Raw genomic sequence first — 13,987 nt, forward strand, 5'->3', positions numbered from 1 at the left:
TCAGTGTCCGGTCTTCGGGCTGTACGTCGCCGACTTCACCGGCATCTCGACCGTGACCGTGCCGGACTCGGCGAAGTGGAGCTTCACGGTCACCTTCTCGCCCTGTTCGGGCTTGCGCTTCAGCTTTTCGAACATCAGATGGCTGCCGCCGCTCTTGAAGACGAGTTGACCGTGGGCGGGGACGGCGAGGTCCGTGGCCTCCTGCATCGACGAACCGACGGTCTCGTGGGCGGTCACCTCGCCGACGTCGCTGGTGACCGAGGTCAACTCGTCCTTCGTACCGCCCTTGTTGGTGACCGTCAGGAAGCCGGCCGCCATGGAGTCGGAGACGGGCTGCGGCATATAGGCGTCGCTGACGGACAGTTCCGCCTTGGAGTCGGCCGGGGAGTCCTCGGAACCGCAGCCTGCCAGGACGAGGGCTCCGGCCAGCACCACGGTCACCGGGGCGAACCGCCTCACGGCTTTGCCCCCTTGATGAGCTTGGGGAGGTCCTTGGTGTAGTCGTCGACGGTCGCGTCCTCGGTGTACAGGACATACCCGGCGTCGGTCTTCGGCGAGAACGCGACGACCTGGGTGCCGTGGGTGGAGACCATCTTGCCGTTCTTGTCCTTGTGCGGCGGCTCGATGGAGATGCCGAGGGTGCGGGCGCCGGCCTGGATGGTGTCGAAGTCGCCGGTCAGACCCACGACCTGCGGATCGATGCCCTTGAGCCACTTGCCGAGCGCGGGCGCGGTGTCGCGCTCCGGGTCGGTCGTGACGAACACCACGCTCAGCTTGTCCTGTTCGGCCTTGGGCAGCTGCTTCTTGGCGACGGCGATGTTGTTCATCGTCAGCGGGCAGACGTCGGGGCAGTTGGTGTAGCCGAAGTAGATCAGCGTCGGCCTGCCCTCGGTCTCCTTGCGGAGGTCGTACTTCTTGCCGTTCGTGTCGGAGAGGACCAGGTCCGGCTTCTCGAACGGCTTGTCGAGGACGATGGCGGCCTTGTCCGAGCCGGCCTCCTCGGAGACCACGGTCACGGGCGAGGCGCTGTCGTCACCGTTGCCGCAGGCGGACAGGGTCAGGGTGGCGGCGGCGAACAGCGCGGCCGCCGCGAAGGTCTTCTTACGCATGGTCTTCCGCGCGGTCTTACGCATGGCAGTTCTTCTTACGCATAGAAAAAACGTCCCAGTGGTGAGTGCTCCGGCGCGCACCGGGGATGTGCCCCGGCGCGCGCCGTGAACCGGAGGGGCCGTCAGGCCTCGGTGCGCCGACGGCCGGCGAGCACGCCGTACGCCACGCCCAGGGCGCCGACGACGATGCCGACGACGCCCAGGACGCGGGCGGTCGTGTCGCTGCTGTCGGCAGGTTTCGCGGCCTCGGTCTTCGCGGCGGCGGCCTCGGCGTCGTCGGAGTCGGCGGCCTTGTCGGATGAGGACGACGAGCCGTGGTGGTCGTCCTGGGCGGCGGACAGCGTGAGTACCGGCGCCGGGTTCTCGGGCTCCTCCTGGCCCTCCTGCGGCACCTCGATCCAGCGGACGACCTCCTTGTTGGAGTACGTCTGGATCGCCTTGAAGACGAGTTCGTCGGCGTCCTCGGGGAGCTGGCCGATGGAGACCGGGAACTTCTGGAAGAAGCCGGGCTCGATGCCCTTGCCGTCCGCGGTCCAGGTGACCTTGGTGACGGCCTCCGTGATCTTCTTCCCGTGCATCTCCAGCGGCTTGTCCAGCGTGGACTTGGTGACCTCGGGCTTCCAACCGGGAACGGGCTGCGGCATCACGGAGGCCAGCGGGTGGTCGGTCGGGAACGTGACCTCGAGCTTGGTGGTCGACGCGTTGTCGCGCTCGTTGGGCACCTTGAAGTCGACGACCGCGTAACCGCCCTTGGCGGCGGTGCCCTCCGGCTGCACGCTGACGTGGGCGAAGGCGGGGGCGGAGAGGGCGAGCACGGCCGTGCCGGCGAGGGCGCCGGCGGCGGCGAGACGAGAGGCCTTCATTCGGAGCACTCCACTGTGAGTGAGATTCGGATTCCGGTGGTGAAGAGGAGTACGCGTGCGTGGGGTGCCCGATCAGGCGGGAACGACGGAAACGACGGCAATGAGTCGTCCCTCGATCGAAACACGGGCACGCGCGCGTGCCGCACGACGGCGGCCCTCAGCCCACGTCAGTGGAGTGGCGGTCGCGCCGTGTCAGGCGGCGAGGGTGAGCGCGGTGGCCGGCGGGCCGCGCCTGATCACCGTGTGCTGGAGGGCGACGGTGCGGGGCGTGGGGCGCGCGAGTGACTCGGTGCGCAGGAAGCGCGGGCCCGCTTCGGGCGCGCCCGGCAGCCCGGCACGCAGGGCGCGCACCAGCGCGAGCGCCCCGCGCAGGGAACGTACGAAGGCCCCCTCGGCGACCGAATGCGCCGACAGCGTGGACATCTCGGCGATCCGCAGCAGGGCCAGATCCCCGCGGCGCAGCAGCCACCCCGCGACAACCGCCGCGAGGACGTGGGCGAGCAGCATCGGCAGGGACGGCAGCAGTGAGACGGAGGCGGCGGAGGAGTCGGCGGCGACGGACATGGCGTCCGTCGACCGGTGCGAGACATGCACCCCAGCCCCTGTGCCCGTCCCCGTGCCGATCCGCGCCTCGGTGAGGATCCGCTGGGCCTGGGCCGGGCTGATCGCCGCCGCGGCGGTCCCGCACAGGAGCCGCGCGGCCTGTTCGACCAGGGCGGCGTCCGAGGCGGATGCGGAGGAGGCGACGGACGCGGAGGCGGCACCGGCAATCGCCCCGTGCTGCCCGAGCCCGAACAGCGTATGCAGAACGGTCTGCCCGGCCGCGAGCAGCGCGGCTATCCCGGGCAGCGAGCGTTCGCGACCCGTGAACGGCACCGTGACCAGCAGGATCCCCAGGAACCCCGCGCCCAGCGTCCACAGCGGGATCCTGGCGCAGGAGCCCAGCACATGCCCGACCCCGGCCAGCACGACGCAGACCGCGGCGAACACCGCGGCCCGCAGTATCCGGAGATCACGTCCGGAGCGCGTCGTGCGCGGGTGGGGGGCACTCATGGCGGGCTCATCATCGCACTGGCCTCATGGCCGCCATACGGCAGGTCCGCAAGATGACATACGGGCGGTTGGGGACGTACGGGGCATAGGGGTTGTACGACCGGAAGATCACCTTCTGGTGTGGCCCGGCCCCACATACACCGATTCCCTCGTAGATGCATCGACCATATGGGCGGCATCACGTCAATGATGTGCTTACAGCCGGGCACTCGCGGCAATACGTAACGGTATGTCGAGCCGCAGCCAGGAGGCTGGAGCATGAGCATCTGGTGGTCACTCCATCTGCGGCGGGAAGCCGCGAGCGTGCCGCTCGCCCGGCGGTTGCTGATCGGCACCATGGAGACCGCGGGCGTCGACCCCGATGTGTCCTACGACCTCTCCGTCGCCCTCAGCGAAGCCTGCGCCAACGCCGTCGAGCACGGCGGGGACACCACGCCCGACGGCTCCCCACCGGCGTACCGCGTCACGGCGTACCTGGACGGCGAGAAGTGCCACATCGAGGTCACCGACTCGGGCCCCGGGTTCACCGCACCCCACCGGCCGCCCCGCCCGGCGAACTCTGACGCCGAGCACGGCCGGGGGCTCTGTCTCATCCAGGAACTCGCCGACCACGTCTCGATCGGCAACAAGCCGGGCCGGAGCGGTGCGGTGGTGAGCTTCGACAAGATCCTCAAGTGGAAGAAGGACCCGTCACTGATGGCGGTGTAGCGCCGACGGCACGGTCGTGGTCGTGGTCCTGCCGGTGTTGGCCAAGGCCGCCTGGTAACCGGCGACGGCGAGCCCGTCCGCCGCGAACCGTGCCGCCGGTCACCGCGATGGCGCGGCGCCGCCGGAGCGCGGGGCGAGGGAAGGGCCGGATTCCCGCACGTACGCCGGGCATTGGCTCCGGGACACCGAACTGCTCTGCACGGCGGCAAAGGCAGGCGCGGCGGCCTTGGCTTCGCTCGACACCGACCTGCACGCACGCGCGTGGAGCGCGAGAGGCAGCGCGGGCCTACTGGCGGGAGCCACATGCGGCCCGCAGCCCGCAACGATGGCCGGACACCCCTTCGGTATCCGGCCATCAACCAACGTCAGCTCTTCAAAGAGGCCATCCAGCCCTCGACCTCATCCGACCGCCGAGGCAGCCCAGCGCTCAGGTTCCGGTTACCGTCGCCCGTCACCAGGATGTCGTCCTCGATCCGCACCCCGATCCCCCGGTACTCCTCCGGCACGGTCAGGTCATCGGCCTGGAAGTACAACCCGGGCTCGACGGTCAGCACCATCCCGGGCTCCAGCACACCCTCGACGTACGTCTCGGTCCGCGCGGCAGCGCAGTCGTGCACATCCATGCCGAGCATGTGCCCGGTCCCGTGCAGCGTCCACCGCCGCTGAAGGCCCAGCTCCAGCACCCGCTCCACCGGCCCCTCGACAAGCCCCCACTCGACAAGGCGCTCGGTCAGCACACGCTGCGCCGCGTCATGGAAGTCCCGGTACTTCGCCCCCGGCTGCACGGCGGCGATACCGGCCTCCTGGGCGTCGTACACGGCGTCGTAGATCTTCTCCTGGATCTCGCTGTAGCGGCCGTTGATCGGCAGCGTGCGCGTGACGTCGGCGGTGTAGTACGTGTGCGTCTCGACGCCCGCGTCGAGCAGCAGCAGGTCGCCGGAGCGCACGGGCCCGTCGTTGCGCACCCAGTGCAGCGTGCAGGCGTGCGGCCCGGCGGCGCAGATGGAGCCGTAGCCGACGTCGTTGCCCTCGACACGCGCGCGCAGGAAGAACGTGCCCTCGATGTAGCGCTCGCTGGTCGCCTCGGCCTTGTCGAGGACCTTCACCACGTCCTCGAAGCCGCGCACGGTCGAGTCGACGGCCTTCTGGAGCTCGCCGATCTCGAAGTCGTCCTTGACCAGGCGGGCCTCGGACAGGAAGACCCGCAGCTCCTCGTCCCGCTCGGCGGTGACCTTGTCGGTCAGGGCGGCCTCGATGCCGGCGTCGTAACCACGGACGACCCGCACGGGACCGGTGGCCTCGCGCAGCTTGTCCGCGAGTTCGCGCACGTCGGAGGCGGGGATGCCGTACAGCGTCTGCGCCTCGGTGAGCGAGTGCCGGCGGCCGACCCACAGCTCGCCCTGGCCGGAGAGCCAGAACTCGCCGTTCTCCCGGTCGGAGCGCGGCAGGAGGTAGATCGTGGCCTCGTGGCCCCCGCCCCTGGGCTCCAGGACGAGCACGCCGTCCTCGGTCTGGTTGCCGGTGAGGTACGCGTACTCGACGGACGCGCGGAAGGCGTACTCGGTGTCGTTCGACCGCGTCTTCAGGTTGCCCGCGGGGATCACCAGACGCTCACCCGGGAACCGCGCCGACAGCGCGGCACGGCGGGCAGCCGTCTCGGCGGCCTGGGGGATCGGCCGAAGGTCGCGCAGCTCGGTGTCGGCCCAGCCGGACTTCATGTTCTCGGCGAGCTCTTCGGACACGCCCGGGTACAGGCCGTTCTTGCGCTGCTTGATCGGCTCTTCAGACTCTTCCGGGCCCGCTGCGTCAGCAGCAGAATCGGACACTGCCGGGGTGAGCTCGTCGGCCACGGTCATCCTCCTCGATACGGCACTGGACCCCGTCCATCGTACGGTCGCGCAGGAGAGCGCCCAGGGTGGAAGACCGCTCGCCCACCGCTGCTATGGCGCAGGCCACGCGCCTGTTATGGGTGGGTCACCGAGGGCCACGAGCCGCTACTCGAAGCGAGCCGCCAGCAGTACGACGTCCTCCTCGCTGTCCGCCTGGTCCCTCCCGTCCGGCAGCACGGTCCGCAGGACGTGGTCGACGACGGCGTCCGGGTCGTGCCGGATCGCCCTCGGTACCCCGGCCGCCGCCGCGTGCAGCCGGGCAAAGGCCCGGTCGGTGGGGTCGCCGGTACGGTGCAGCAGCCCGTCGGTGTACAGCAGAACCGTCTCTCCGGGTTCTGTCATCAGCTCCACGCTCGGCGCCTCCCAGCAGGCCAGCATGCCCAGTGGTGCGGACACGGAGGTCTCCACGAACTCCGTGCGCCGTTCGCCGATCAGCAGCGGCGGGGTGTGTCCGGCTCCGGCTAGCGTGATCTTCCGCAGGGAGGGCTCGCAATAGGCGAACAGGGCGGTGGCCGAACGGGCGGGCTCGGTCAGTCTGAGCAGCAGCTCCAGGTCGGACAGGACCGCGACCGGGTCCTCGCCCTCCATCACGGCGTACGCCCGCAGGCTGGCCCGCAGCCGTCCCATCGCGGCGACCGCGCTGGGCCCGGACCCGGTGACGGAGCCGACCGCCAGGCCGAGCGCGGCGTCCGGCAGCGGCAGCGCGTCGTACCAGTCCCCGCCCCCGCGCGGGCCGGTGCGGTGCCGCACGGCGAGCTGGACGCCGGCCATGCGCGGCAGGCGGGAGGGGAGCAGCTCCTCGGCCATCGTCTTCATGCACGCGCGCGTGCGCTCGATCTCCAGGAGCCGGGACAGGTGCTCGGTGGCGTAGCGGGTGTACAGGCCGACCAGGTGGCGCTGTCGATCGGCCGGTTCGGCGGGCTCGTCGTACAGCCAGACGGCGGCGCCGAGGCGGCCGGCGGCCTCGGTGGACAGAGGGAGGGCGTAGCTGGCGGCGTAGCCGAGGCGCGCGGCGACCTCGCGGTGGCGGGGGTCGAGTCCGTCCTCGGAGAGCAGGTCCGGCTGGGCGATCTCGCCGTCGCCGCCGGGCAGCCCGTCGAGGATCCTGCCGTACGACATCGCGCTGCGCGGGACGGTCTCGATGTGCCCGAGGTCGGCGCGGGCGAGGCCCAGCCCGATGGTGGTGTCCGGGCCCAGCCCGTCCGCCGGTTCCAGTACGACGAGACCGCGCCGGGCGCCCACGAGGGCGGATCCGGCGCGCAGCAGTTCCTGGAGGGCGTCGGCGAGCGCGTCCGTGCGGGCCAGGCGTTCGGTGAGTTCGTGCAGCGTCGTGAGGTCCGAGACCCAGCCGGCGAGACGGTCCTGAAGTACCGCGCCGGGTGCGTTCGGCGGGGGGACCGCTGGGGTTCCCGGGGCCGCGGGCGCGGGCGCGACAGTGTGTGCGGGCGAGGGAACCGTGGAATCGATTCCGGCCACTTTCGAAGGGTGAGGGGCGTTCATGGCGTCCGGCTTTCCGACCGGTGCGTATTGCTCAAAAGCATCGCAAACCCCCATGTCATTCTGCGCCGCTAGCAGTGTCTCCACATCTACACGCACTCGTAAGGGGATGTCCAGCATTGTCCTGCCGGGATTCCTGGTGTCCGTGGGTAACCTGAGTACTCGTCGCAGTCCTCTTGCGTAAAGGCAAAGTTGGCTTAAAACTGCCTCAGGGAACGGGGTATTGCGGTCGACTGGTTTCGTTCCACAGAGCGTCACAGCGGTCGTGATGGGTACGTACTCGGTGAAGGCCAGGGGTGGTTGACAGTCACCCGGAACCTGGTGACGGACCCGGGCGTCTTAGCCACCGACGATCGTGCCCCATCCTCCCGTGGCGGAGGCGAAGAGAAATACGCGCGACGGCAAACGCCATACTTCGCCACCCCCACGCCGTGCCCATGTTTTTGATGGACGACGTATGGACGAGGCTGCCGCGGAAGCAGCCAACGCTCGGCCGATAGGGGATCCCCTTGCTCGCGGCAGGGGTGTGATGCGCCTACAGGTACGCACAGTGAAGTGATCGACACATGGTGTGATGTGACCACGGTGTTGCCAGCGGTGCAACGGAAAGGAACGAGCGCTCATGCGCGAGATCCTCGGAAGGCGACGCAGGCTTCTGCGCGGCGACGGGAAGTCTGAGTTGATCAGCGCGGCCCTGACCTTCGCGACGGAATGGCGCTGGCCCGTACTCCCGGGCGCGACGACAAACCCGCAGGGACGCTCCCGCTGCGGCTGCCCCGACCCGGACTGCACGGTGCCCGGCGCGCACCCCTTCGATCCCGGACTCCTCGCGGCCACGACCGACGAGCGCATGGTGCGCTGGTGGTGGGCCAACCGGCCCGCGGCGCCGATCATCCTCGCCACCGGCGGCACGGCGCCCTGCGCGGTCAGCCTGCCCGCACTGCCGGCCGCGCACGCTCTCTCGGCACTCGACCGTATGGGCATGCGCCTCGGCCCGGTCGTCGCCTCGCCCGCCCGCTGGGCGATCCTGGTGAAGCCGTACTCCATGGAACAGCTGGGCGAACTGCTGTACGCCAAGGACTTCGTCCCCGGCTCCCTCCGCTTCCACGGCGAGGGCGGCTACATCGCCCTGCCGCCCTCCGAGACCGGCCAGGGCCCCATCACCTGGCACCGCGCCCCCCTCCCCGGCTCGGCCTCCCCGTGGGTGCCCGATGTCGAGGCCGTGGTGGACGCCGTGGTCGAGGCCCTCACTCGTACGGGTGTGAGCGCGCCCGAGTTGTAGGGCCATCCGGCGCGCGCGGAACGGCACATGCCCGTGCGGTCGTTACATTCCGCTGTATGCCGCGTCATACCAGGGGAAATAGGGCACCGTCGTCGCATCGCCGCGGGCCGAACCATCGAAGAGTCCGTCTGATCGCCCTCGCGTCCGTCGCGGCGGCCGCGGTCGCCCTGCCACTGGCCTGGGCGGCCGCCGGCCAGGTCGTGGACGCGGGCCGGGCCGCCGTGGGGGCAGCCGATCGAGAGGCCGTACGGCCCTCCTCGCCCGCCCCGAAGGACGGCGCCGTGCGTCCGTCACCGCGCGGCGACGCCAAGGCGCCCTCCGCCGATCCGACCGGCACCGCGCTGCTGCTCGACCTCGGTCTCTCCACCGCCGTGCGCTGCGGTCCCGAACTCACCTCGCCCGAGGGCATCGAGGCGCAGACCTGTGTCCTCACCCAGGGCGAGGAGACCTGGGCGCGCACGTACTTCCGCAATGCGACGGGCGGTGCGCTGGACTCCGTGCTGAGCCTCATGGGGCCCGGTGGGCGCACGCTTCAGATGCGCTGCGTCGTGGGCGCCGAGGACGAGCCGGGGACGTGCGAGACGCCTCGGGAGCGCACGCGCGGAGGTTCGGACGCCTATACGGCGGTCACGGAGTTCGCGGAGCGGGCCGGGCGCGGGGCGCTGTTGCTGCGTTCCGCGAGCAACTCCGAGCACGGCAATTCCGAGGAGTCCTCGGGCCGTTGACATGTGACCGCGTTCCGTAAAGGAACGCGCACATGGAAAGACCCGGTTGCTGGCGACGGGGGATGCACCAGCAACCGGGCTACTGGAACGGTAACAAGAGATCGGCGGTTCGCAAATTCGATCCGGGCTTTCCAGTCACGGATTCCCTTGCTCCGCATGGGAGTTGTGATCGGATTCACCGTCCCGGCGCGGGCCGGTTCGGCTGAACGGCCGTTCAGCCGAACCCGATCTCCGCGGCGCACGTCAGCTGAGCGTGACCTGCCGGTTGGTCAGTCCGCCGCGCGCGCGACGCTCGTCAGGAGTGAGCGGGGCGTCCGTGGCCAGGGCCGTGGCGAGGCGCTCGGCGAACTCGGCCGCCGGCTTCTCCACATCCTCCGCGCCGACACCGCTCGGCAGGTCCCAGACCGGCACGGTGAGACCGTGAGCGCGGAAGGAACCCACGAGGCGGGTGCCCTCGCCGAGGTTCGACCTGCCTGCCGCGTGCAGTCGCGCGAGGGCGTCCAGAAGCTGCTCCTCGGGGTGCGGCATGACCCAGCGCAGGTGGTTCTTCTCCGGCGTCTCGCACCAGTAGGCGGCGTCCACGCCGGTGAGCTTCACGGTCGGGATGGCCGCGGCGTTGGCCCGCTCCAGGGAGGCTGTCACTTCCGGAGTGGCGTTCTCCGCGTCCGGGACCCAGAACTCGAATCCCGGGTGCACAACTGGCTCGAACGCGCCTTCCGGGTCGAGCAGATCCTGCAGCCGCGGACCGTCGGCCGGGGCGCGTCGGCCCTGCACGGGGGTGCCGGGCTTGGCGGTGAGCGCCTGCTGGAGCGTGTCGGCGAGGTCGCGGCTGATGTCGCCGGACGCCGTGTCGTTCTGAAGGCCGAGCAGCACCGAGCCGTCGTCGCGGCGCAGGGCCGGCCAGGCCATCGGCAGCACCGTGGCCAGCGTGACGGACGGGACGCCCTCGGGGAGGCCGCCCTTCAGGGGCAGTTCGACGGTGGCGGCGGGCACCAGCTCGCGCAGGGCCACCCAGTCGCACTCGCCGGGCAGTCCCTCGAACGGGCGCTGCACCAGCTCGGTCACCGCCTGCGCGGCGGCCCGGCCATGACAGGCCTTGTAGCGTCGGCCGCTGCCACAGGGGCAGGGTTCGCGTGCGCCGACGACCGGGATCTCTTCATCGCTGAGCTGCGGGCGCTTGGCCTTGGTCTGGGGTCGCTTCTTGGCCATCGTGGGTGTCTCCCGGTTACGGCTCGTCTCGTACGGGCGCGAGCCTAGCCGTTCACGCCATGGTCGACGGGAGCCTGTGGACAACCCACGGGTCGTGCCGGAGGCGGTGCTCCGGCAACCGGGTGGCCTCAGCTGCCCTTAGTCCAGGTTGTCGAAGGCGTCCGCGAAGTCGAGGCCGGATATCGCGCTCACCGCGGGTGCCGCGACGCGCGTAGCGAAGTCGGCGCGACGGTGCCCCGCATCGGGATCGTGAACGTCGTCGTGGACCACGACCCAGACCGTGACCTCGCCCCGGGCGTCGTCCCGGACACCCCAGTCGTCGGCGAGGGCGGTGATGATGTTCAGCCCGCGGCCGCCGTGTGCGGTGACCGAGGGCGTGGCCGGAGCGGGGCGAGTGGGTCCGCCGCCGTCCGTCACCTCCACGGTGAGCCTGCCGCTCGCGTCCACGCGCCATGCGGCCCGGACGTCCCCGTCCCCGGCAAGCGCGTCACCCAGTGGTCGGCCGTGTTTGCACGCGTTGCTCAAGAGTTCGGAAAGAATGAGTACTGCATCGTCGATGACCGATTCCGCCACACCGCCCATGCGCAACTGCGAGCGCATACGGTGTCTCGCTTCCCCCACGCCCGCAGGACCATGGGGTACGGCCATGCTCGACGACGCGGGCACCTCCTGTGCCACCACCAACGCCACCCCCGAGACCTCCTTTGCCCCACGCCACGGTGTGGATGCCCCATTGGCCTGTACCGGAAACCGGCCAATCAAGGTCCGGTGACGCATTCGCAACGATCGAATACGGACCGAACGCGCCGGAGCACACCCTGTAATCGGGATGGCTGAAATCCGTCGGTGTGGCCGAGAGTGGAGGATGGGGCTGAAGAGGTCCGGGGGTCAATAGGTTGCGCAGAGATTGGTGAGGTTTCAGGGGTTTCCGGATGCGCGCTTTGCACAGGGCGCGTGTGTCTGCCGCCCGCGCGCGTGTCAGCGGCCGAGCTGGTGGAGCACCGCGCGCGGGCGGTTGGTGATGATGGCGTCGACGCCCAGTTCGACACAGAGGTCGACGTCCTGGGGCTCGTTCACGGTCCAGACGTGCACCTGGTGGCCGGCCCGCTTCAGGCGCTCCACGTACGCCGGGTGACTGCGCACGATCCGGATCGAGGGGCCCGCGATGTGGACACCCGCGGGCAGCCGCCCGTCCCGCAGTCTCGGTGAGACGAACTGCATCAGATAGACCGTCGGCAGCGTCGGCGAGGCGGCACGCACGCGATGCAACGAGCGAGCGGAGAAGCTCATGACGCGTACCGGGGACTCGGCGGCCGAGGCGGGCGCGTCGAGCCCGAACCGCTTCAGCAGAACCAGCAGCCGTTCCTCGACCTGCCCCGCCCACCGGGTCGGATGCTTGGTCTCGATCGCCATCTCCACGCGCCGCCCCGCGTCCGCGACGAGCTCCAGCAGCCGCTCCAGGGTCAGTACGGAGGTGTCCTCCGGGTCCTCCGGCCGGAACTCCCAGTCGGGCTCCTCGGCCCGGTTCTTCCACGAGTCGCGGTTCTTGCGGGAGCCGAAGTCCAGGGCGGCGAGCTCGGCGAGCTCCAGCGCGGAGACCGCGCCGCGGCCGTTGGACGTACGGTTGACGCGACGGTCGTGGACGCAGACGAGATGGCCGTCCGCGGTGAGGCGTACATCGCACTCAAGGGCGTCCGCACCGTCCTCGATCGCCTTCTTGTACGCGGCCAGGGTGTGCTCAGGAGCGTCTTCGGAGGCTCCGCGGTGGGCGACGACTTGGATCTGGTGCTGCCGTGCGTGGGTCACCGCGTCATGGTGCCACCGCAGAGGGGTAGACGTGCGGTCGGAGCAGGTGCGAGGACACTGAGATTGTGCCTTTTTGGTCGCACTTGACCTATGTAAGGAGTGGCCGTGGACGCACAGCAACCGCTTATGGTGCTCTGACGGCCCATGGGAAAAGCTGACCGCATACACAAAGGCATGCACAGCTGAGCGCACCGGCCGTGGACAAGCGTGAACGGGCGTGACCGAGTGCGACCGAAAACACCAGCCGTGGATCGAGGAGAGAAGCTGTGAGCACCGAGAACGAGGGCGCCGCGGTACCCCCGGCGCCGTCCGCACCCCCCGTGCCGGTGGACGCTCCTGCTGCTCCGGCGCCCCAGCAGCCCCCCGCTCCCGAGGGCGGTGCCGCCCCGACCACCCCGCTGCCGCCGGTGCCGAGCGACACCCCGGCGAGCTCGAACGGCACCCAGCCGTACGCCGCAGAGCCGCACGCGCCCGAGGTGCCCGCCAACGGGCCGCAGCCGACTCCCGCCGCGGCCGCCTCGCACGGAGCTCAGCCGACCGGCCCGACCGGTCCGCAGGGCTCGGCCCCCGACGCCTCCTGGCCGCCCCCGCCGCCGCCCGGCACTCCGCCGTACGCCGACGCCGGTGCCCCTGCGGGTGCCGGTGCCGGTATGGGCGCCGCCGGTATGGGCGGAGCCGGTGCGGGCTCCGGCTGGGGCGCGACGTATCAGCAGCCGGCGCCGAAGTCCGGCCGCGGGCGCGGTGGCCTGCTGGCCGCGGTGCTCATTGCCGCGCTGGTCGCGGGCGGCCTGGGCGGCGGCCTCGGCTACACGCTGGCCAGGAACGACGACAACACCTCCTCGACGACCGTCTCCGCCTCCGACAGCGGTGGCTCGCTGAAGCGCGACCCGGGAACGGTCGCCGGCGTGGCTTCCACGGCGCTGCCGAGCACCGTCACCATCCAGGCCGAGAGCAGCGCGGGCGAGGGCGGGACAGGCACGGGCTTCGTCTTCGACAGGGAGGGCCACATCCTCACCAACAACCACGTGGTGGCCGACGCGGTCGACGGCGGCAAGCTCACGGCGACCTTCCCGAGCGGCAAGAAGTACGACGCGGAGGTCGTCGGCCATGCGCAGGGCTACGACGTCGCGGTCATCAAGCTCAAGGGCGCCCCGCCGAACCTCAAGCCCCTGACGCTCGGCAACTCCGACAAGGTGGCGGTCGGCGACTCGACCATCGCGATCGGCGCCCCGTTCGGCCTCTCCAACACGGTCACCACGGGCATCATCAGCGCCAAGAACCGCCCGGTCGCCTCCAGCGACGGCACCAGCAGCAACGCGTCCTACATGAGCGCCCTCCAGACCGACGCCTCGATCAACCCCGGCAACTCCGGCGGCCCGCTGCTGGACGCCCAGGGCAATGTGATCGGCATCAACTCCGCGATCCAGTCCGCCGCCAACGGCCTGGGCGGCACCAGCCAGTCCGGCTCGATCGGCCTCGGCTTCGCCATCCCGGTCAACCAGGCCAAGTACGTCGCCCAGCAGTTGATCAAGACCGGTAAGCCGGTCTACGCCAAGATCGGTGCCTCCGTCTCCACGGGGGACACCACCGACGGCGCCAAGATCATCGACCAGAACACCGGCGGCTCGGACGCGATCGAGGCGGGCGGCCCCGCCGACAAGGCCGGCCTCAAGCCCGGTGACGTCATCACCAAGCTGGACGACACGGTGATCGACTCCGGCCCCACTCTGATCGGCGAGATCTGGACCCACCAGCCCGGCGACAAGGTCACGATCACCTACGAACGGGGCGGCCAGACCCACACCGTCGACGTCACCCTGGGCTCCCGCACGGGCGACAGCTGACC

13 protein-coding genes are annotated in these 13,987 nt (G+C 70.4%); 4 read left to right on the forward strand and 9 right to left on the reverse strand.

The window, feature by feature from the left end; genetic code table 11:
• The 4 genes from KUM44_RS11425 to KUM44_RS11440 all read right to left on the reverse strand — a co-directional run bounded on the left by KUM44_RS11425 (window position 1) and on the right by KUM44_RS11440 (window position 3,025).
• Complete coding sequence (locus KUM44_RS11425) at window positions 1-459, reverse strand: copper chaperone PCu(A)C (protein WP_217207697.1); 459 nt, start codon at window positions 457-459, stop codon at window positions 1-3.
• Complete coding sequence (locus KUM44_RS11430) at window positions 456-1,109, reverse strand: SCO family protein (protein WP_217207746.1); 654 nt, start codon at window positions 1,107-1,109, stop codon at window positions 456-458. The genes KUM44_RS11425 and KUM44_RS11430 overlap by 4 nt, the downstream gene beginning before the upstream one ends.
• 122 nt (window positions 1,110-1,231) lie before the next feature.
• Window positions 1,232-1,972 carry a YcnI family protein gene (locus tag KUM44_RS11435; RefSeq protein WP_217207698.1) on the reverse strand — a complete coding sequence of 247 codons (741 nt, stop codon included), beginning with the start codon at window positions 1,970-1,972 and terminating at the stop codon, window positions 1,232-1,234.
• A gap of 192 nt (window positions 1,973-2,164) precedes the next feature.
• Window positions 2,165-3,025, reverse strand: coding sequence for a hypothetical protein (locus KUM44_RS11440; RefSeq protein WP_217207699.1), 861 nt, complete (start codon window positions 3,023-3,025; stop codon window positions 2,165-2,167).
• 258 nt (window positions 3,026-3,283) lie between these two features.
• Between KUM44_RS11440 and KUM44_RS11445 the strand changes: the two genes are divergently transcribed.
• Window positions 3,284-3,733 carry an ATP-binding protein gene (locus KUM44_RS11445; RefSeq protein ID WP_217207700.1) on the forward strand — a complete coding sequence of 150 codons (450 nt, stop codon included), beginning with the start codon at window positions 3,284-3,286 and terminating at the stop codon, window positions 3,731-3,733.
• Window positions 3,734-4,098: 365 nt separating this feature from the next.
• Here the strand turns inward: KUM44_RS11445 and KUM44_RS11450 are convergent, their stop codons facing one another.
• Together KUM44_RS11450 and KUM44_RS11455 are read right to left on the reverse strand one after the other, a co-directional pair.
• Window positions 4,099-5,583 carry an aminopeptidase P family protein gene (locus tag KUM44_RS11450; protein ID WP_217207701.1) on the reverse strand — a complete coding sequence of 495 codons (1,485 nt, stop codon included), beginning with the start codon at window positions 5,581-5,583 and terminating at the stop codon, window positions 4,099-4,101.
• A 144-nt stretch (window positions 5,584-5,727) separates the two neighbouring features.
• Window positions 5,728-7,239: a PP2C family protein-serine/threonine phosphatase gene (locus KUM44_RS11455; RefSeq protein WP_217207702.1), complete on the reverse strand. Its 1,512-nt coding sequence runs from the start codon at window positions 7,237-7,239 to the stop codon at window positions 5,728-5,730.
• Between the two features lie 502 nt (window positions 7,240-7,741).
• On the opposite strand from KUM44_RS11455, the gene KUM44_RS11460 reads away from it, so the two are divergent.
• Together KUM44_RS11460 and KUM44_RS11465 are read left to right on the forward strand one after the other, a co-directional pair.
• Window positions 7,742-8,401, forward strand: coding sequence for a bifunctional DNA primase/polymerase (locus tag KUM44_RS11460; RefSeq protein ID WP_217207703.1), 660 nt, complete (start codon window positions 7,742-7,744; stop codon window positions 8,399-8,401).
• Between the two features lie 56 nt (window positions 8,402-8,457).
• Window positions 8,458-9,126 carry a hypothetical protein gene (locus KUM44_RS11465; RefSeq protein WP_254389381.1) on the forward strand — a complete coding sequence of 223 codons (669 nt, stop codon included), beginning with the start codon at window positions 8,458-8,460 and terminating at the stop codon, window positions 9,124-9,126.
• Window positions 9,127-9,369: 243 nt separating this feature from the next.
• Here the strand turns inward: KUM44_RS11465 and KUM44_RS11470 are convergent, their stop codons facing one another.
• From KUM44_RS11470 to KUM44_RS11480, 3 genes are all read right to left on the reverse strand, one after another.
• Entirely contained in the window at window positions 9,370-10,335 is a 966-nt protein-coding gene (locus KUM44_RS11470; RefSeq protein WP_217207704.1) for a DUF5926 family protein, read from the reverse strand.
• Window positions 10,336-10,473: 138 nt separating this feature from the next.
• Window positions 10,474-11,112: an ATP-binding protein gene (locus KUM44_RS11475; protein WP_217207705.1), complete on the reverse strand. Its 639-nt coding sequence runs from the start codon at window positions 11,110-11,112 to the stop codon at window positions 10,474-10,476.
• Window positions 11,113-11,313: 201 nt separating this feature from the next.
• Window positions 11,314-12,141 (reverse strand): glycerophosphodiester phosphodiesterase, encoded by an 828-nt coding sequence (locus KUM44_RS11480; protein WP_217207706.1) that lies wholly within the window; start codon window positions 12,139-12,141, stop codon window positions 11,314-11,316.
• 266 nt (window positions 12,142-12,407) lie between these two features.
• Here KUM44_RS11480 and KUM44_RS11485 point away from each other — a divergent pair, with 266 nt between their 5' ends.
• Window positions 12,408-13,985 carry a S1C family serine protease gene (locus tag KUM44_RS11485; protein WP_217207707.1) on the forward strand — a complete coding sequence of 526 codons (1,578 nt, stop codon included), beginning with the start codon at window positions 12,408-12,410 and terminating at the stop codon, window positions 13,983-13,985.
• Window positions 13,986-13,987 lie beyond the last annotated feature (2 nt).

This window comes from Streptomyces sp. AC550_RSS872 (assembly GCF_019049285.1).
Classification (GTDB): domain Bacteria; phylum Actinomycetota; class Actinomycetes; order Streptomycetales; family Streptomycetaceae; genus Streptomyces.

Coding starts and splice junctions, on each gene's coding strand:
- KUM44_RS11470 (WP_217207704.1), bottom strand. CDS start 10,335: ATGGCCAAGAAGCGACCCCAGACCAAGGCCAAGCGCCCGCAGCTCAGC.
- KUM44_RS11435 (WP_217207698.1), bottom strand. CDS start 1,972: ATGAAGGCCTCTCGTCTCGCCGCCGCCGGCGCCCTCGCCGGCACGGCC.
- KUM44_RS11440 (WP_217207699.1), bottom strand. CDS start 3,025: ATGAGTGCCCCCCACCCGCGCACGACGCGCTCCGGACGTGATCTCCGG.
- KUM44_RS11460 (WP_217207703.1), top strand. CDS start 7,742: ATGCGCGAGATCCTCGGAAGGCGACGCAGGCTTCTGCGCGGCGACGGG.
- KUM44_RS11475 (WP_217207705.1), bottom strand. CDS start 11,112: ATGCGTCACCGGACCTTGATTGGCCGGTTTCCGGTACAGGCCAATGGG.
- KUM44_RS11455 (WP_217207702.1), bottom strand. CDS start 7,239: ATGCTGGACATCCCCTTACGAGTGCGTGTAGATGTGGAGACACTGCTA.
- KUM44_RS11445 (WP_217207700.1), top strand. CDS start 3,284: ATGAGCATCTGGTGGTCACTCCATCTGCGGCGGGAAGCCGCGAGCGTG.
- KUM44_RS11430 (WP_217207746.1), bottom strand. CDS start 1,109: ATGCGTAAGAAGACCTTCGCGGCGGCCGCGCTGTTCGCCGCCGCCACC.
- KUM44_RS11465 (WP_254389381.1), top strand. CDS start 8,458: ATGCCGCGTCATACCAGGGGAAATAGGGCACCGTCGTCGCATCGCCGC.